This is a genomic window from Albibacterium bauzanense (genome assembly GCF_004339765.1).
Taxonomy (GTDB): domain Bacteria; phylum Bacteroidota; class Bacteroidia; order Sphingobacteriales; family Sphingobacteriaceae; genus Albibacterium; species Albibacterium bauzanense.
Window position 1 is genome coordinate 645449 of sequence record NZ_SMGO01000002.1, and the last position, 18412, is coordinate 663860.

Here is an 18412-nt window from a genome sequence, read left to right on the forward strand (position 1 = left end):
TTGGTTTCTAAGGCGTATCTTTGCATCTTAACAAAGATAATAAAAATGAGGATAATGGCTTTTGATTATGGAACTAAGCGAATCGGAATTGCGGTTACAGATCCGCTTCAGATCATAGCTACGGCTTTAACTACTATTCATCCAAATGAATCCTTAACTTTTATAAAAAAATATATCCAGACCGAAGCTGTCGAAAAGTTTATTGTTGGCTCTCCTTTGCAAATGGATGGTAGCCCCTCTGAATCGGCTCCTCATGTAAATGGTTTTGTTCGAAGCCTGAAAAAGAACTTTCCTGATATTCCTGTTGTTACAATTGACGAGCGATTTACTTCAAAAATGGCATCGGCAGTTATTGCACAAAGCGGATTAAAAAAGGGTAAAAGACAACAAAAGTCGTTGGTAGATCAAATTTCTGCTGTTATAATCTTGCAAAGCTATATGGAAAGTTCGTATCTTGAATAGGTTTTAATTATTACTTTTGCTATATGAATTTGTTTGATGATAATTTAGCTGGTTATTTAGAGAATCATTCTAGTCCTGAGAATGAGCTTTTGAAGCAGATTAACAGAGAAACACATCTTAAAGAGCCAAGAGCACACATGCTTTCAGGCCATTATCAAGGTCGTGTGTTAAGCCTGATAAGTAAAATGAAATCTCCAAAAAGAATTATTGAAGTAGGTACTTTTACAGGATATGCAACGTTATGTCTGGCAGAAGGATTAAACTCTGATGGAATTATTCATACCATCGATATAAATGAGGAGCTGGAAGAAAGGGTTCAAGGATATTTTAATGACTCAATTTATGCAGATCAAATAAAATACCATATAGGAGATGCGATTGATATCATTCCTACCCTTCATGATTCATTTGATATGGCTTTTATTGATGCCGATAAAAAGAACAACTTCAACTATTATGAGTTAATTCTTGATAAAATGCCATCAGGTGGTGTTATCCTAATTGATAATGTACTATGGAAAGGTAAAGTACTGGAAGATACACCTGATAAGCAAACCGAAATTATTTTAGAGCTAAATGAGAAAATAGCTGCGGATGAACGTGTAGAAAAGGTAATTCTACCCATCCGCGACGGATTGTTCCTGATCCGTAAGTTGTAACAAAAAAGACAAAGATGGAAGTTAAGAAATATATAGGTTGGATATTTATCAGTATCAGTTTAACTTTATTTATTCCTCAACAACTGCTTGCACAGCAAAAATACACGGCTCAATCTTATATCCAGGCAAACAAAGACGCTGCTATAAAGTATATGAAGGAATATGGAATCCCGGCAAGTATTATACTGGGTATTGCTTATCATGAGAGTGCTCATGGAAATAGTAAGCTTGCTACTTATCTCAATAATCATTTTGGAATTAAAGGTAAAAACAACAGCACCAAAATTAAATCAGCTTATAAAGGGTACGATTCAGTTGAGGATTCTTATTTCGACTTTGTTAATCTCATAGAAAGTCGTAAACAGTTCAATGTTCTTATCGATAAATATGGCCCTGGAAATTATAAAGATTGGGTGTTTGGTATTGCAAGAGGCGGTTATGCTGCAAGCAGTAAATGGGCATCTCAGGTAATTGCAATTATAGATAAACATAAACTTTATGAATTGGATGAGAATCCTGCTAGCCAGTCTAATGTACAGCTTGCTGATTCCCAGAATAATTATACAGTTAAGAAAGGAGATTCATTATCAGAATTAGCAAGGCGTTTCCAGACAACTGTAAGTGATATCAAGGATAAAAATAAGCTTACATCATCAAACCTTCAAATCGGTCAAGAATTAATGCTCTAAACTTCTATGAGGCAAATTTCCTTATTATTTATACTTATTGTTTTTCTGTCATCCTGTTTGCCGAAGCAAGGTGTTGTTCGCCAACCTCCTGACAGACGTGATTCTGCTCCTGAAAGATCGTCACCTGCACCCACACCTATTACAGGAAGCAGCACTAATTTAGCACGAAGTACTTCCGCAGAAGCTTATATTGCCCGCTTTAAAGATATTGCTATCTCAGAGATGGATGAGTATGGCATCCCGGCCAGTATAAAATTGGCCCAAGCACTTTTGGAATCAGGAAATGGGAATTCATCATTGGCGCGTAATGCGAATAATCATTTTGGAATCAAATGTACAACCAGTTGGCAAGGACGAACTGTTTTGCAATCAGACGATCATATTAACGATTGCTTTCGCGTATACAACAATCCGGAAGAGTCATTTAGAGACCATTCAGAATTTCTTCTGAGAGCACGCTATGCTGCTCTTTTTAAATTAGACAAAGATGATTATGTAGGTTGGGCCAGAGGTTTAAAAAGTGCAGGCTATGCAACAAACCCACGCTATGCTGAACTGCTTATCAGTTTAATAGAGCGTTATAATTTGCATCAGTATGATAAAGCAGAAACAAGGAGAGAGAAAACTCAGCGCGAAGAAGTAGTCTTAACAGAAATCGTACAAGAGATGCCGCAGCAAGCTAAAATGGAGCAAGCCCAACCTGTTGTTGCTATGAGTATCCACGAGGTTAGACCAGGAGATACACTTTTCAGTATTTCTCAGAAATACAACCTTACAGTTGATGAGCTTAAAATTTTGAATAATTTGAATGGAGAAGGCATCAGTGTCGGACAGTTGCTACTAGTCTCTAAGTAGTCATCTGTTAAAAATTGTGAAATCGTTAAACCTTCTGAATTATCTTCTTAGTTTTACGCTAGTGAAGAAATTAGGCCTATTTATATCTTTTATATTCTATTCCGGGTTCCTTTTAGCCCAGCAGGAAACTGATGGCTTAGTTTACGATGAAGGTACCAAGCAACGCATCGCAAAAGTTTATATCTATAATACCAATAGTGATACAGGAACCTTTAGTAATCTTAAGGGTGAATTTCATTTAAAAGTTTCCGATGGTGATGTTTTAATAGCTGCCGTTGAGGGTTATTTTCCTGATACACTTACATTCAGGAATGAATCAGCTATTTTGATTTATCTTAAACGGTCATCAACTTTATTAAGGGAAGTAACAATCATTGCTCGTAGGTCGCCAGAAGAACTCTTAAAAGAAAAAAAGGAGGATTATAATACAGCCTATAGTAAGGGAGATCCAGGCCCTCTATTCTCAGTTGGTAATACAGGTGCCGGGTTGAGTATAGGTGCTTTATATTCGCTTTTAAGTAAAGAAGGAAAGAATGCACGCTATCTTCAGGAAATAATAGAGCGGGATTATCAAAACGATATCATCGACTATCGATTTACCCCAGAGCTGGTAACCGCACTGACTGGATTGAGGGATAAAGATCTGGATGATTTCATGATGCAATACCGTCCTTCTTATTATTTTATATTAGCTAGCAACGATTACTCATTGGCTTTATATATTCGTTCATCTTATCAGGACTATAGGAGAAATCCTTACTTAAGACGTTTGCCTCCATTAAAAGAGGAGTTACAAAGTCCATAGATAAATATAGATAATTAGATACTTTGCTTACTTTTGTTTTATGAAGTATATTTTTACCTTGTCTACCGTATTGCTTTTAGCTTTTCAGTATGCGGCTTTTGCTCAACAAGATACTGATCTGAACTCTCTTCGTCAAGCTCCTCAAAAGGAAAGTTTACCAGTAAAAACGCCTCCATTAATTATTGAAGAAATAAAGGTGCCACAAAGTACACTGGATTTAGAGATAGATTATTGGAGGAATTGGACAACCTTTGGAATCAATGTCAATCAAGCTTCTTTTAGTGACAATTGGAAAGGAGGAGGACTAAGTTCATTCTCTATCGGGGGGCTTTTCAATCATAAATCGGAATATAATAAAGACGGCAAAAACTTTCATACAGAATTAGTACTTCAATATGGAACGTTGAGAAATAAAGATCAACTTTCCAGAAAAAGTAATGACCGTATCTTTTGGGATAATAAAGGAGGTATTAAGCTATCAAAATCCTGGTCATTCTTTGCTTCTCTAGCTTTGGAGACTCAATTTTCTGCAGGTTATGCCTATGAAATGGAGGATGGAAAGGATACCAGGGGCGCATTGATTTCTAATTTCTTTGCTCCTGGCTATATAACAGAGTCGGTGGGTATTGAATTTGCACCAGATAAAACATTCTCTTTGCGGTTTGGTACAGGAACAGCACGGCAAACTTTTGTTCTGGATGATCGTATAATGCTAGATAAAAATAAAAAACGATTTGGTGTTGATTCAGGGAAGAATTTTAGAAATGAACTGGCATTTCAGCTTGTTGCAAATTTGAATCGTGACTTAAGTAAGAACTTTAATATAAAGAGTCGTTATGCTTTTTTTGCAAATTATAATGAATTGGGAGATGCTAGTCATCGTTTAGATGCAACTCTCACAAGTCAGGTAACTCGCGTTATTAATGTGTCATTAAGTGGTGTATTATGGTATGATAAAACCATTGTTGATGGCGTTCAACTAAGTCAGGCATTGGCACTTGGAGTTATATACAAATTTCCACGATAGTAAATGGAATGTTAAATGATGGGATTATGAAAGGACTAAACGTATTTATTTTTGGATGTATATTAACGTTGCTTATAACCTCCTGCGCAGCGAAGAAAAATAAGTACGCTGAAACCAATGAAATTCATACTCAGCATGTTGAAGAAATAGTTGAAGACATTCAGAAACCATTACCTCCTCCTCAGCCTTCGCCCGAGGTTTTTGTGGCAGATGTCAAAGGAAAACGAGATGATCTTGATTGGGTAGGTACGGTTAACTTTGATATGCGCAGACCCAGCTATGTAGTTATTCATCATACTGCACAAGAAAGCCTGGATCAAACCATTCGTACTTTTACTCTTGAAAGCACACAAGTAAGTGCTCACTATGTAATTGGTAGAGATGGAAAGACTGTGCAGATGTTGAATGATTACCTACGTTCATGGCATGCCGGAGTTTCCCGTTGGGGCAAGATTACTGACATGAACTCTCAATCGATTGGTATCGAATTAGATAATAATGGAAAGGAGCCCTTCTCTAATCTACAAATCAATAGTTTACTTCGTTTATTAGATACGTTAAAAGCACATTATCGCATTCCAACAGAAAACTTTATAGGGCATTCCGATATTGCCCCAACTCGTAAACAAGATCCCAGTGTTTATTTTCCCTGGAAATTATTGGCAGAGAAAGGCTTTGGGATCTGGTACGATGATTCTCTCGCAACACCGCCTATAGATTTTAATCCGGCCCTGGCCTTACAGATAATCGGCTTTGATACACGAAATATGCCTGCAGCTATTATAGCTTTTAAACGGCACTATGTTCAAAGTGATATCTTGCCAGTATTTACAGAGTCCGATCTCAAGATACTCTACAACATCTATTTAAAGCAGAATTAACGGGTTATTTATTAGTTTCCTTGGCCCAATTATCCCTTAATCCTACAGTACGGTTGAATATAAGTTTGTCAGAACTTGTTAGCTTATCCAACGTAAAATAACCCAATCGAATAAATTGATAGCCTCTGCCAACTATTGCATTTGCCAGGTCCGGCTCAATATAAGCGTTTATAATAGTTAAGCTATCTGGATTTAATGTCGATTTAAAATCTTCTTCTAAAACAGGATTCTCTACTTGGAATAAGCGATCATATAAGCGAACTTCAGCAGTTTTGGCATGAAGAGCACTCACCCAATGGATGGTTCCTTTTACCTTTAGGCCACTTGTATCTTCTCCACTTTTAGAGTTTGGTATGTAGCTGCAATGTATTTCTGTTACCTTACCATCGGAATCTTTCTTAAAATCGTCGCATTGGATAATGTAAGCATTCTTTAAACGTACTTGCTTATCTGGTCCTAAGCGAAAAAATTTCTTAGGGGCATCTTCCATAAAATCATCACGTTCAATCCACAATTCTCTGCTAAAAGGAATCTCGCGTTCACCCTCACCACCTTCTACTTCCGGATTGTTTTCTCCAATTAGAATCTCTTCCTTTCCTTCCGGATAGTTTGTAATTATTAGCTTAACAGGATCTAATACAGCCATTCTTCGCCAGGCTGTTTTGTTAAGGTCTTCACGAATGCAAAACTCCAGCAAGCCAAAATCGATCATATTCTCACGCTTCGCTACACCAATTCTATCGCAGAAATTACGAATACTGGCTGCTGTATAACCTCTTCTTCGTAAACCACTAATCGTTGGCATACGTGGATCATCCCATCCATCTACCAGTTTTTCATTAACTAATTGCAATAAGCGGCGCTTGCTCATAACGGTATAAGTCATATTTAAGCGAGCAAATTCATATTGTTTTGACTCATAAATACCAATATTCTCTATCAGCCAATTATATAGATCACGATGTGGAATAAACTCTAACGTACAAACAGAGTGAGTAATTTCTTCGATCGAATCACTTTGTCCATGTGCAAAGTCATACATTGGGTAAATGCACCACTCATTTCCGGTACGGTGATGATGTGCATGTTTAATGCGGTATAATAAAGGGTCGCGAAGATGCATATTAGGATTAGCTAAATCAATCTTAGCTCTTAATACCATTTCGCCATCTTGATATCTTCCTGCACGCATTTCTTCAAACAAACGCAGGTTATCTTCAACGCTTCTACTACGGGCACTTGTAGGTTTACCAGCTTCTGTTGGAGTTCCTTTAGCTGCTGCAATTTCTTCAGCACTACTTTCATCTACATAAGCTAAACCTTTTTTGATTAGAATGACTGCGAAATCATATAGTTTTTGGAAATAATCAGAAGTATATAATTCCTTATCCCATTCAAAGCCTAACCATTTGATATCGTTCTTGATGCTATCTACATATTCCACATCTTCTGTTACAGGATTGGTATCATCAAAACGTAAATTGGTCTTGCCATTATATTTTTTTGCTAATCCAAAGTTTAAGCAAATAGATTTAGCATGACCAATGTGTAAATAGCCATTTGGCTCAGGCGGGAAACGCGTTAAAACACGACCACCATGTTTATTGGTTCTTAAGTCTTCCTCTATAATTTCCTCAATAAAATTGAGTGATTTCTCTTCAGTCATAATGTGACAAAAATAGCGATTTGACCTTGATAAAAATAATATAGCCTATTATTAATAGGAGAATGAAGTTAATAATTTTGACTCATTATTAATAATGTTATATTTGTTAATATAAACTCTGGTAATATATACTCAAATGATATTGCTAACCAATTATTAATACAATGAAAACCAATCGGTTAAGTTCTGGTGAGATGAAGGATTTAGCGACTTCGCAGATCTTTTCTCTTGAAAATAGAATAGCCAATGGCAAATGTACTTTAAATGAAATTGGAGATTTCATACCAGGATCAGTTATGGTTCAGAACCTGAAAATACCACAGGTTACTTATATGAATACTTGGGGGTGTGAAAACTTAGGTCATTCAATGGACGAAATTAATGCACTGGGCGATGAATATTATGATAAATTCTTTGTGCCTGGTGAATCTGAAAGACTTCTTAATGGTATGAAGAATTACCTTCAGCGTGGTGACCAATCTGAATTATACAGCTTTTTTCAGCAAGTAAAGACTGGCCCTAAATCTGAATACGGATGGTTTTATACTATATGTAAACATATGAGGGGAAATGTGAAAAATCAAGACCCCACCGGACTCTTTCTTTTATCTACCCCAATGTCTGGAATGAACCCTGTAGTAACTAAAGTTAATAAACTTCTTGATGGCAATGAATTTGTTGTTAAACACTACAGAGTGTTCGCACTATTAACCAAGCGTGAGAAAGAAATAATTTCACTTCTGACAGAAGGTAAATCTTCACCCGAGATAGCTGACCAACTATTTATCTCAAAACATACGGTCAGCACTCATAGGAAGAATATAGCCAGCAAACTTAACATAACATCCTTCGCAGAACTATTAAAGTTTGCTATTGCTTTTGATCTTATCCGGTAATTATTTCTTTCATATTGTATATAGCTGATCTTCTTATAAATACCTAAAAGTGAGTATTGTATCGAAGCCATCAATAGCTGATTTTTGGATTTAATTGTAAAGTTAAATTATAACCAATAGTATTAAAACCAAAAATTATGAAACACAATTATTTGCTAATCGTCACAATATTAGCATTTGGACTCATTACGTCCTGTAAGAAAGATCCTGCTCCTAAGCCAGATCCAGAACCCGATCCAGGTACAACTATCGTAGATGACCGTCCACCTGAGAAAGTTGTTGAAGCATTAACAACAGAACTTGCCAAAGTAGAAGATGTCAGTGAGTTTGCCGAAGCCCTGAAAAATGTTGTGCTTACCCAGGAAGAGGTCTCCCAGGGGCTTACTATTTTTGCTCCTTTAAATTCGCAAAGGTCTGCTCCACAAGCTATAGCATCTCGGTTTTCTAATAGAACAATGGTTGCATCTGCTTCTCAAGAGCGTTTTTCGAACAGATTATCTGCTGAAGTCTCTGAGCCTGTTGAATTAACTGACGCGGAATTAAGAGATCATATTGTTAAAGGTGTATATAAACTTGCAGATTTAGCAGATGGAACAGTATTGATTACTTTAAGCGGTAAGAGTCTTAAGATTAAGAAAGAAGGCGATCAGACGTGGATTAATGGAGTAAAGATGAATGAGGGTACAGTCTCGGCTGATGGTAAACAAACAATTTTTGTAGTTAATGAGCCATTAACTGGTACCGAAGTAACCGATGAGCCGGCTGCTCCGAGTGGCATTGAGGTTACCGTATGGGATGCAACAGAATGGAGCCCTGAAAATTCAATGGGTAAAGTTGCTTCAGGTGCACAAGTAGCTATTTATCGCACTCAGTTAGATTATGCCAATGATAATCCACTTTTTGAGGAAGAATCAGATGCTCAAGGGAAGGTAACATTTAATAATGTAGAACCAGGAATCTATTATATAGTAGCAACAAAAGGGGATATGAGCAATATCTTTTATAAGAATAAAAACCCTGGGGATGAGCTATTTACTGGTATGGTTTCAGTGGGAATTTTCCAAACTCAAGGTCAGATGGATGCTGCCGCTGCGAATCAATCAAAAAAGCTTGGTAATTTTGAATGGATGGATATGAATGGAGATGGAGTGATTAACAATGATGATAGAGTAACTCTGCCAGCTGAATCTGTGGATATAGAAGAGGGTAATATAGTTCCAATTTCAATTTTAATTGGCTACAGTGATAACGATGCAATGGGACCTTTAAGAAGAGAATCTCAAGTGCTTGATTTCTTGACAGGTGGTTATATAAATATCACAGATTGGTTAAGCAAAGAGATCCCATTGTTGGATGGAGTATTGAGTGATGACTCAGACGCTCCTCAGGATGGGTACTCAACTTATTTGGGCATGCCGGCAATCGATAATTTTACCTTTTTAGCAACTAATGTTGCAATTAATCAGTTATGGAATGTTTCATATGGAAATATAAGTAATTTAAATAAATTGATCCGTGACGTTCCTAATGTAAATATGGCAAATAAGAACCAAGTACTTGCTCAGGCAAGAGCTTTGCGCGCTGCTATTTACATTCAGTTAATGACCTATTACGGAAATGTTCCTATTCAAAACGATGTAGTGATGGAAGCGGGAATAGTTAATAGTAGTAAACAAGAAGTGTATGAGTATATTAAACAAGAGCTAACTGAAATTCAGAATGATATGCCTGGCGCAAATACAGGTAATTTAGGGCAATTAAATAACTTGTTTACTTCTGCATTATTATCTAAAGCTGCTTTAGCAAATAAAGATTATACACTAGCTGCTGCAGCTGCTGCCGAGGTTATTAATTCAAATAAATATGTATTGGAGAGCTCGAACACTGCTTTTACACAAACTAGTAAAGAAACTATATGGGGTTATCCTTCACAGTTTACAAATGAATTCAGAGCATACTTCTTTGGTAGAACATTCTCGCCTGTTATACGCTTATCAGAGATCTATTTAATTGCTGCTGAAGCGAATATTCAAACAGGAAACGTTCAAAAAGCAATAGGTTATTTAAATCCGATCTTGCAAAGTAATTCATTACCTAGCCTTTTGGGTACAGAAAGTACAGGTGCTTTAAATAATGCACTCAGAAATGTATGGAAAACTTCCATGCCACGTGAGGGACTTCGCTTTGCTAATTTAGTACGATGGGGAATAGCTTCTGAAGTATTGGGAAATAAAGGATTCAATGCGTCTAAGCATAATTTATTGCCAATACCTCAAGTAACTATTGATAGATTCTCAGGTATCACACAAAATCCTGGATACTAATTAGATTCCATAGAGAGATAGAAATTGTAATTATTGATTTCTATCTCTCTATTTCTTGTGAAGATAACTATCTTTGCATCAAACGTGAATATAGCCAGTATCTTAAAACAATTTAAAAGTAATGCCAGTGTAGAAGCTCTGGTGAAAGCTTTACATGCGCCTAATCCTAAAATAGCATTAAAAGGGTTAATTGGCTCGGCAAATGCTATGGTAGCTATTAGCTCCTATCAGATTCAAGAAAGACCTTACTTGTTTATCCTTCCAGACCATGAAGAAGCCTCCTTCTTTTTGAGCGATATGGAAAATATATTGGATAGAGGCTTACTTTTCTTTCCATCTTCTTTCCGTAAACCATTTGATTTTACACAAATAGATAGTGCACAGGTTTTACAGCGTGCCGAAACGTTGAACTCGTTAAACCATGCCAGCGAATTTCCAAGATTAGTAGTTACTTATCCAGAGGCTTTGGCCGAGAAAGTAATTAATCGTAATGAGCTTGTTAAAAACACATTAGAAATAAAGCAGGATACACAAGTTAATATTGACTTCATTAATGAATTCCTGATAGAATATGATTTTGATCGGGTAGATTTTGTTTATGAACCAGGTCAATTTGCTATTCGTGGTGGCATTGTTGATATCTTTTCATTCTCTAACGACCTACCCTATCGAATTGAATTCTTTGGAGATACCATTGAAAGCATCCGCACATTTGATATAGAAAGCCAACTTTCTGTCAGCAAGATTCATACGGTCACTATTTTGCCCAATGTACAAGCCAAATTTCTAACAGAAAGCAACATCTCCATTTTAGAGTATATTGATAAAGATTCTGTGCTTTGGTTTAAAGATGTACAGTTTACATTAGATATAATAAAAACTGGTTACAAGAAAGCAACTGCACTATGGCAGGCACTTTCTGATCAGGAGAAAGAGCATAATCCTGAATGGATTGACCCTAAGTTCAGTTTTACGACAGAGAAGTTAATTGCAGACCTCGTTCAGGAATTTCCGATTATTGAGTTCGGAAAGCAATTCTTTTATACAGCTAATGAAACCATCCATTTTGAACAAAAACCTCAACCTTCTTTTAATAAAGATTTCAATCTGCTAATCCATCATTTAAAAGAAAGTAAAGAAGCTTCTTTTCAAAATTATATATTCAGCGATTCAGTAAAGCAAACCGAGCGGCTCTTCTCAATTATAGAAGATCTGGATAAATCGGTCACTTTTACACCCATTAACATTGCCTTGCGACAAGGATTTGTAGACGATAGTCTGAAAATCCGCGCCTATACCGATCATCAGATATTCGATCGTTACTACAAATACAAGTTAAAAAAAGGTTATACACGTTCGCAAGCGATTACCCTAAAAGAATTACGTGATTTAAAAGCAGGCGATTACATTACCCATATTGATCATGGTGTGGGTAAATATGCCGGGCTCGAAAAGATTGAGGTGAATGGTAAGGCTCAGGAAATGATTCGTTTGGTATATGCCGATAACGATTTATTGTATGTCAATATCAATTCCTTAAACCGGATCTCAAAATATTCTGGTAAAGAAGGTACTGTGCCTAAAATGAATAAATTAGGAACCGATACCTGGGAGAAGCTAAAAAAAACTACTAAAAAAAAAGTTAAGGACATTGCCCGTGACCTGATTAAGCTTTATGCACTGCGAAAAGCTGAAACAGGAAATGCATTTCCTCCAGATACCTATCTTCAAAATGAGCTGGAAGCATCTTTCATTTATGAAGATACCCCCGATCAGGAAAAAGCGACCATTGATGTAAAGAGAGATATGGAATCGCCGCATCCGATGGATAGGCTAGTTTGTGGAGATGTGGGCTTTGGAAAGACCGAGGTCGCTATTCGTGCTGCCTTTAAGGCTGTGGCAGACAGTAAGCAAGTCGCCATTTTAGTTCCAACAACCATTTTAGCCTCACAGCATTATCGAACCTTTATAGATCGATTGAAAGATTTTCCGGTTACGGTAGATTATATTAACCGCTTTAAAACCTCAAAGCAGATCAAGGAAACCTTAGCCAAATTATCAGAAGGAAAGGTTGATATTATTATCGGTACTCACCGTTTGGTTAGTAAAGATGTTAAGTTCAAAGATCTCGGTTTGTTAATTATTGATGAAGAGCAAAAATTTGGTGTATCTGTCAAAGAGAAGCTAAAGCAGATGCGTGCAAACGTGGATACCTTAACATTAACGGCAACTCCCATTCCTCGTACACTTCATTTTTCATTAATGGGTGCACGCGATCTAAGCATTATCAGCACCCCTCCGCCAAACCGGCAATCTGTACAAACAGAGCTTCATGTTTTCAATGAAACGTTAATTCAAGAGGCAGTTTCTTATGAATTAGAAAGATCCGGACAAGTATTCTTTATTCATAACCGTGTAAATGATTTGGAACAGCTGGGTGGACTGATAAAGAAATTAGTGCCACATGCGCGGATTGGAGTAGCACACGGGCAATTAGAAGGAGATAAGCTGGAAGATGTAATGCTCAAGTTCATCAACCATGATTTCGATGTACTGGTTGCCACAACTATTATTGAGGCAGGGCTAGATATTCCTAATGCAAATACCATTATCATCAACCATGCGCATATGTTTGGTTTAAGTGATCTGCACCAAATGCGTGGGCGTGTTGGTCGTTCCAATAAAAAGGCCTTCTGTTATTTATTAAGCCCTCCTTTGTCTACCCTTACAAGCGAAGCGCGCAAGCGATTGAGTGCTATTGAAGAGTTCTCTGAATTAGGAAGTGGTTTTAATGTAGCTATGCGTGATTTGGATATCCGGGGAAGTGGTAATTTATTGGGTGCCGAGCAGAGTGGTTTTATTGCAGAGATTGGGTTTGAGATGTATCACAAGATTCTGGATGAAGCCATTCAGGAGTTAAAGGACGAAGAATTTGTTGGCTTATTTAAAGATGAAAAACCAAGAGCCTTTGTTAGTTTCACCCAGGTAGATACCGATTTAGAAGTCCACATTCCAAGCGATTATGTTACCAATATTACCGAACGATACAATTTGTATTCAGAGCTTTCTAACTTAGAAAATGAAGAACAATTGCTTGCTTTTCAACAACAGCTTCTCGATCGTTTCGGCCCTTTACCAGCCGAGGTAAACGAGCTTTTTAATACTTTACGTTTGCAATGGTATGGAAAATCTATTGGCTTTGAAAAGATATCCTATAAGAAGAATGTATTACGTGGTTATTTTGTAAGTGATAAACAATCTCCATATTTTGAGAGTGATCGTTTCGGCAAGGTATTAGAATTTGTACGAAACAATCCTTCTATCTGCAATCTAAAAGAAGTGAAAGGCACTTTGCGTATTGGCTTTGAGCGCATTTATACCATTAAACAAGCCATTGATATATTACAAGAACTCGCTATTTAATGGACTCTGAAATTCTTCTCGCACTGGTCAAAACCACTATGCCCTTTGGCAAATACAAAGATCGCTATATCTGCAATTTGCCAGAGTCTTATCTCGTCTGGTTTCATTCACAAGGTTTCCCTCCCGGAAAGCTGGGAATCTTATTAGGCACCATGTATGAAATTAAGCTAAATGGCTTAGAATACCTGCTTGATCCCTTAAAAAAACGTTAATCTTCCTGATCAACCGCTTCATAAAGAAATTCCAAAAAGGGTTGTAGTCCTGAAAAGATCTTCAATATTTCTTCGTCAGCGCGGTTGCTTAGTAAAACTTTGTCTTCAATGAAATGGCTTGCCGTAAAGCTTTTTAGTCGTAAAAATTCAATATCAGGATGATCAACAAGATAACCACTTGGTGCTTTCTTTAATTTATCCTCTTGATCAAGAGTAACCGTGCTTTTAAAAGTAGGGTCGTTGATGATAGCATTAAACTTCTCACTATTATAATCTATTTCCTGGCGGATTGCTGCTAGCTCTTCTTTATCCGGATGCCATAATCCGGCAGTAACAAAACTTTTTCCAGGTTGAATATGAACATAATAACCCGGTAAATTGGTGGTTCTTCCATGAGTAGAATAGGCAGAAGAAAAATAATCCTTATAGGGTGTTTTATCTTTGCTAAATCGGATATCCCTATAAATCCTAAATACACATTTCGAAACAGGCATATCTTCCGGAACCCGTTTGTCAATACTCGATAAACCTGTTAAAATAAGCTGGGCGAATTCAATGAAATTCTGTCGGGCTCTTTCATAGGTTTCTTTATTATCTTGAAACCATTCTCGATTGTTATTTTCTTTTAAAGCTCTTAAAAAGTCGAAAGTACTTGACGGAACGTTCATTTTTATATAAGTTTAATTCATGGATCATTTACACCACGTGCTTTCTTCAACAGCCATTGACTCAACAAGCACAATTGAAGTTGAAGAAGGGTTCGTTACAGCCGCTAAGTTAATTCTTTTAGATTATAAGCTTGTTGCAGGAGACACAGATTTTGAAGTTCTTGAACTAGAATTTTATTTCTATCAGAAGAATATTCATCCCGATCCATATTCCCACGCCTTTCAATATCCCAATCGGGTTGTTGCAAAAATGTCTGTTACAGGCTCCTGGTATTTCCACCGTTTTATTGGAATTGAGAAATATACCCATACGCGCAGAGGGCTTGATTTAACCTATGGCAGTGGTGCACATGAAGCCTATGGCGGTTTATTAATTCGTTCTGTAAAAAGAGAATACGATGGAAAGGTTATCTCCGGGCCATCGAATGTGGTTTCCTATGTATTAGATGCAGCCAATGATCCAGAAGGAATTCAGAAACTTGCTTTTAATTTGGAAGAGGGCATGGCCTTTCGAAAAGATTCAGTAATCAGATGGGTTCCGCGTGAGAAGCCTCTTTCAATCCCTTTATTTAGAACGAAACGTCAGGGCTTAGGTGATAAGAATCCCTTTTACCGCGATAAAGAATTCCGGTTCTTCTCTGACCTTTCTGTTATTAAAAAAGGCAAAGGTTTTCACTACAGCCCATTAAATTAGTTAGCTACAACTTCTGGTCTACCAATACCTTTTTGTGGGTTATCTGCAAGTTCCTGAAATATTTTTTCTAGAGTTCTAATAGTCCCTTCGTCAGTTCCAGAAACAGATAAACCAGCGGTGCTGCTAAAAGCAAACCATCAAAGCGATCCAGTAAACCACCGTGTCCTGGTAAAATATTCCCAGAATCTTTGATGTTGTAGCTCCTCTTTAGCATGGATTCAACCAAATCGCCATAGGTACCAAAAACTACAATAATCATCGAACTAACCAACCATTGCCAAGGTGCAATCCCTATGTAAAAGCGTGAAAGAATAAAAGAAGCAATACCACTAATAATTAAACCGCCTAAAGCTCCTTCCCATGTTTTCTTGGGTGAATGACGCTCAAATAATTTAGTTTTCCCAAAAGCATTTCCAGCCAGATAGGCTCCTGTATCGCTTGCCCATAGCATAATTAGAAAACCCAAAGGATATTGGAAGTTATAAGCTCCTTCTATAAAACCCAGTTGAAAAAAGAATAGAAAAGGTAATACAGCAAAGATTATCCCCAAAAAAGTGAACGCAATATTGCTAAAGGGGTTTTCTTGTTTTCGAAATAGCTCCAACCAGAATATCAGTGTTATAAAAGGAATGCTATATAACAATATGGAAAATGAAGCTCCGCGTAAATGGATTAAAACTAAGGTAATAAATAAAACAGCACTCAAAGCAAGACCTGCCCAGCGGTTAGCTTGCACAGATCCTGTTTTATCTCCTTTTAAGCTATTCCCTCCAGCGGTATTGATAATGCGATAGAACTCATCGAGGCCAAATAAGCTGACCAAGAAAAAGAAAACAGCAAATACCCAGGGTCCCAAAAGGGTAGACGCCACCATGACGATTACAAATAAAACTCCGGTTATCGCTCTTGTTTTCATTCTGTTTCGGTTCCTGGTTCTGACATCTCCTCAATGATTGCCAGGGCCGCAGCCTCATCATCATCGTGTGTATAAAGTTCAATTTGCCCGAAACGATATGATGAATCTTGCTTATTCATAATTACTGCAGCAATATTGTTTTCATCCAAAGCCTGACGTATCAGTTCGATCCGAAAGAAATCAGTTGTTACGTAAATCTTTTTCCAGTCTTTTTCCATTAGGATAGGTTTTGAATTGTATTCGTTTCTATGTTTTGTGTTTTACTTAATTTCCAGAATCGGTAGATAAAAAATGCAAGAAAGAAAGCACTAACAATATAAAAGCTCCAGTGAGGGATTCCTTCATTGTTAATCTCTTCAAAGCTTTTACCTTGTTTCAACATGACAAAGGTATAAATAACCGCGGCGGCATTGTTTATAAAGTGAGCAATTATAGGTAGCCAGATACTTTTGCCCCAATAAAGCATATATCCAAATACGGCACCCATTAACATACGTGGTATAAAACCATAAAATTGAATATGAATGGCACTAAAAAGGATGGCTGAAATCCATATAGCAACATGAATGTTATTTGTCCATCGATGAAATATAGGCTGCAAACAACCTCTGAAAATTAATTCCTCTCCGATCCCCGGAATTAAAGCAATCATAAAGAGGTTAAACAGTAAACCCGAAATAGAGCTTGTAAACAAGAGCTTCTCAGTTAATTGTTTCATCTCTAGCTCCTTATCCTTCATCCAATTTTCCATATCAGATAGAAAATCTGGCAATTGCATTTGTTGGTTTACAAGAGAAGTAAGTTCAAGAAAGGGACTGGATACCAACATAATCACGACGGCAATGATCATAAGCCGTTTCGGATTAGGGATGGAGAAATTCAAGTATTGAGTTCTATTTCTTTCAATATATTTTAAAAGCAAAGCCGGTATAACAAATGTTCCTATGCTTGATAAGGTTTGGAAAAGTTTAAGAAAATTCAGACCTGTACTGGTATCTCCGGTCATTAAACTGGTTAGGTTTCCTAATAATCCTGGTCCGTATAAAACAACTCCGATCAAAAAAGCCAGTAGCGAAAATACCAAAGAAGACACCACAATAAGCAGCAATAGATAGATTAAAGACACTATCGGGTGATTTTCAGGATATTTGTAGGTAAAGCCTTCTGAATTTTCGTAAATTTGCGACATTGTTTTAGAGATTAAAAAAATCTGGCTCAAGATAGGGAATGTCTGTTAAGATTGGAAATATAGATTTAGGAGAGTTTCCATTGTTGTTAGCACCAATGGAAGATGTAAGTGATCCACCTTTTCGCTTTGTTTGTAAACAAAACGGGGTGGATATGATGTATACAGAGTTTATTTCTTCTGAGGGACTTATTCGCGATGCTGCCAAGAGCCGTCAAAAGTTAGATATCTTCGAATACGAACGCCCTATCGGTATTCAAATCTTTGGAAGCGAGATAGAAACTATGCGCGAGGCCACTGCAATCGCCAGTCAGGCCGGCCCAGATTTAATCGATATCAATTACGGATGCCCGGTAAAACAGGTAGCTTGTCGCGGTGCTGGTGCTAGCCTCTTACAAGATATTGATAAGATGGTTGCTATGACAAAAGCCGTGATAGAATCAACCCATTTACCAGTTACTGTTAAAACCCGCTTAGGCTGGGATGATAATACTAAAAATGTTGATGAGGTTGCTGAGCGATTACAAGATATTGGTATCCAGGCATTGAGTATTCATGGCCGCACGCGTGCACAAATGTATAAAGGGCAGGCAGATTGGTCCATGATCCGTGATGTTAAACGCAATCCGCGCATTAAGATCCCTATTTTTGGTAACGGTGATATCGACAGCTTAGAAAAAGCAGCAGCCTGGAGAATGGAGTATGAGGTAGATGGCATTATGATTGGGCGGGCATCCATCGGTTACCCTTGGATATTTCGTGAGATCAAGCATTTTTTCAATACGGGCGAGCGTTTAGCAGAACCAACTATTACCGAACGGGTTGATACCTGTCGTATCCATCTTCAAAAATCCATTGAATGGAAAGGCCCCAAAACTGGTATTTTTGAAATGCGCCGTCATTATGCCAATTATTTCAAAGGCATTCCTCATTTTAAAGAATACCGCATGAAATTGGTTAAGCTTGATCAGCTTTCAGATATTGAAGAGGTTTTGAGTGAGATAGAATCTAATTTTGCTAATTTGGAAGCCATTTATTAACTTGGTAAA

The 18412-nt window shown here is 37.3% G+C and carries 18 protein-coding genes; 13 read left to right on the forward strand and 5 right to left on the reverse strand.

Features of this window, described 5'->3' with window-relative positions; all coding sequences use genetic code 11:
* Positions 1-45: 45 nt before the first annotated feature.
* The 7 genes from ruvX to C8N28_RS08780 are packed head-to-tail and all read left to right on the forward strand — an operon-like array spanning position 46 to position 5378.
* A complete protein-coding gene (gene ruvX / locus C8N28_RS08750) occupies positions 46-462 on the forward strand; it encodes a Holliday junction resolvase RuvX (RefSeq protein WP_132223923.1) in 417 nt (138 codons plus the stop codon).
* A 23-nt stretch (positions 463-485) separates the two neighbouring features.
* Entirely contained in the window at positions 486-1121 is a 636-nt protein-coding gene (locus C8N28_RS08755) for an O-methyltransferase (RefSeq protein ID WP_132223926.1), read from the forward strand.
* 14 nt (positions 1122-1135) lie between these two features.
* Positions 1136-1810: a glucosaminidase domain and LysM peptidoglycan-binding domain-containing protein gene (locus C8N28_RS08760; RefSeq protein ID WP_132223929.1), complete on the forward strand. Its 675-nt coding sequence runs from the start codon at positions 1136-1138 to the stop codon at positions 1808-1810.
* A gap of 6 nt (positions 1811-1816) precedes the next feature.
* Positions 1817-2665 carry a glucosaminidase domain-containing protein gene (locus C8N28_RS08765; protein ID WP_132223932.1) on the forward strand — a complete coding sequence of 283 codons (849 nt, stop codon included), beginning with the start codon at positions 1817-1819 and terminating at the stop codon, positions 2663-2665.
* Positions 2666-2681: 16 nt separating this feature from the next.
* Positions 2682-3470 (forward strand): carboxypeptidase-like regulatory domain-containing protein, encoded by a 789-nt coding sequence (locus C8N28_RS08770; RefSeq protein ID WP_246012782.1) that lies wholly within the window; start codon positions 2682-2684, stop codon positions 3468-3470.
* A gap of 40 nt (positions 3471-3510) precedes the next feature.
* Positions 3511-4497: a DUF3078 domain-containing protein gene (locus tag C8N28_RS08775; protein WP_132223935.1), complete on the forward strand. Its 987-nt coding sequence runs from the start codon at positions 3511-3513 to the stop codon at positions 4495-4497.
* A 26-nt stretch (positions 4498-4523) separates the two neighbouring features.
* Positions 4524-5378 (forward strand): N-acetylmuramoyl-L-alanine amidase, encoded by an 855-nt coding sequence (locus C8N28_RS08780; RefSeq protein WP_132223938.1) that lies wholly within the window; start codon positions 4524-4526, stop codon positions 5376-5378.
* A gap of 4 nt (positions 5379-5382) precedes the next feature.
* On the opposite strand, the gene C8N28_RS08785 is transcribed toward C8N28_RS08780, so the two are convergent.
* A complete protein-coding gene (locus C8N28_RS08785; RefSeq protein ID WP_185140136.1) occupies positions 5383-7044 on the reverse strand; it encodes a glutamine--tRNA ligase/YqeY domain fusion protein in 1662 nt (553 codons plus the stop codon).
* Positions 7045-7208: 164 nt separating this feature from the next.
* On the opposite strand from C8N28_RS08785, the gene C8N28_RS08790 reads away from it, so the two are divergent.
* The 4 genes from C8N28_RS08790 to C8N28_RS08805 all read left to right on the forward strand — a co-directional run bounded on the left by C8N28_RS08790 (position 7209) and on the right by C8N28_RS08805 (position 13899).
* Complete coding sequence (locus C8N28_RS08790) at positions 7209-7940, forward strand: response regulator transcription factor (protein WP_132223944.1); 732 nt, start codon at positions 7209-7211, stop codon at positions 7938-7940.
* 137 nt (positions 7941-8077) lie between these two features.
* Entirely contained in the window at positions 8078-10264 is a 2187-nt protein-coding gene (locus tag C8N28_RS08795) for a RagB/SusD family nutrient uptake outer membrane protein (RefSeq protein ID WP_132223947.1), read from the forward strand.
* A gap of 84 nt (positions 10265-10348) precedes the next feature.
* Positions 10349-13687: a transcription-repair coupling factor gene (gene mfd / locus C8N28_RS08800; RefSeq protein ID WP_132223950.1), complete on the forward strand. Its 3339-nt coding sequence runs from the start codon at positions 10349-10351 to the stop codon at positions 13685-13687.
* Positions 13687-13899: a DUF3820 family protein gene (locus C8N28_RS08805; protein ID WP_132223953.1), complete on the forward strand. Its 213-nt coding sequence runs from the start codon at positions 13687-13689 to the stop codon at positions 13897-13899. Before mfd ends, C8N28_RS08805 begins: the two co-directional genes overlap by 1 nt.
* On the opposite strand, the gene C8N28_RS08810 is transcribed toward C8N28_RS08805, so the two are convergent.
* On the reverse strand, positions 13896-14567 hold the full coding sequence (locus C8N28_RS08810; RefSeq protein ID WP_132223956.1) for a DUF2461 domain-containing protein: 672 nt from the start codon (positions 14565-14567) through the stop codon (positions 13896-13898). The genes C8N28_RS08805 and C8N28_RS08810 overlap by 4 nt on opposite strands.
* 19 nt (positions 14568-14586) lie before the next feature.
* On the opposite strand from C8N28_RS08810, the gene C8N28_RS08815 reads away from it, so the two are divergent.
* A complete protein-coding gene (locus C8N28_RS08815) occupies positions 14587-15261 on the forward strand; it encodes a hypothetical protein (protein WP_132223959.1) in 675 nt (224 codons plus the stop codon).
* A gap of 67 nt (positions 15262-15328) precedes the next feature.
* On the opposite strand, the gene C8N28_RS08820 is transcribed toward C8N28_RS08815, so the two are convergent.
* Genes C8N28_RS08820 through C8N28_RS08830 form a run of 3 tightly spaced genes read right to left on the reverse strand, consistent with a single transcriptional unit; the run spans position 15329 to position 17366 of the window.
* Positions 15329-16177 carry a phosphatidate cytidylyltransferase gene (locus tag C8N28_RS08820; RefSeq protein WP_132223962.1) on the reverse strand — a complete coding sequence of 283 codons (849 nt, stop codon included), beginning with the start codon at positions 16175-16177 and terminating at the stop codon, positions 15329-15331.
* Positions 16174-16395, reverse strand: a complete 222-nt coding sequence (locus C8N28_RS08825; protein ID WP_132223965.1) for a putative signal transducing protein — start codon at positions 16393-16395, stop codon at positions 16174-16176. The genes C8N28_RS08820 and C8N28_RS08825 overlap by 4 nt, the downstream gene beginning before the upstream one ends.
* Positions 16395-17366 carry a CPBP family intramembrane glutamic endopeptidase gene (locus C8N28_RS08830; RefSeq protein ID WP_132223968.1) on the reverse strand — a complete coding sequence of 324 codons (972 nt, stop codon included), beginning with the start codon at positions 17364-17366 and terminating at the stop codon, positions 16395-16397. The genes C8N28_RS08825 and C8N28_RS08830 overlap by 1 nt, the downstream gene beginning before the upstream one ends.
* Before the next feature lie 38 nt (positions 17367-17404).
* Between C8N28_RS08830 and dusB the strand changes: the two genes are divergently transcribed.
* Positions 17405-18403, forward strand: a complete 999-nt coding sequence (gene dusB / locus C8N28_RS08835) for a tRNA dihydrouridine synthase DusB (protein ID WP_132223971.1) — start codon at positions 17405-17407, stop codon at positions 18401-18403.
* The last annotated feature ends 9 nt before the right edge of the window (positions 18404-18412 follow it).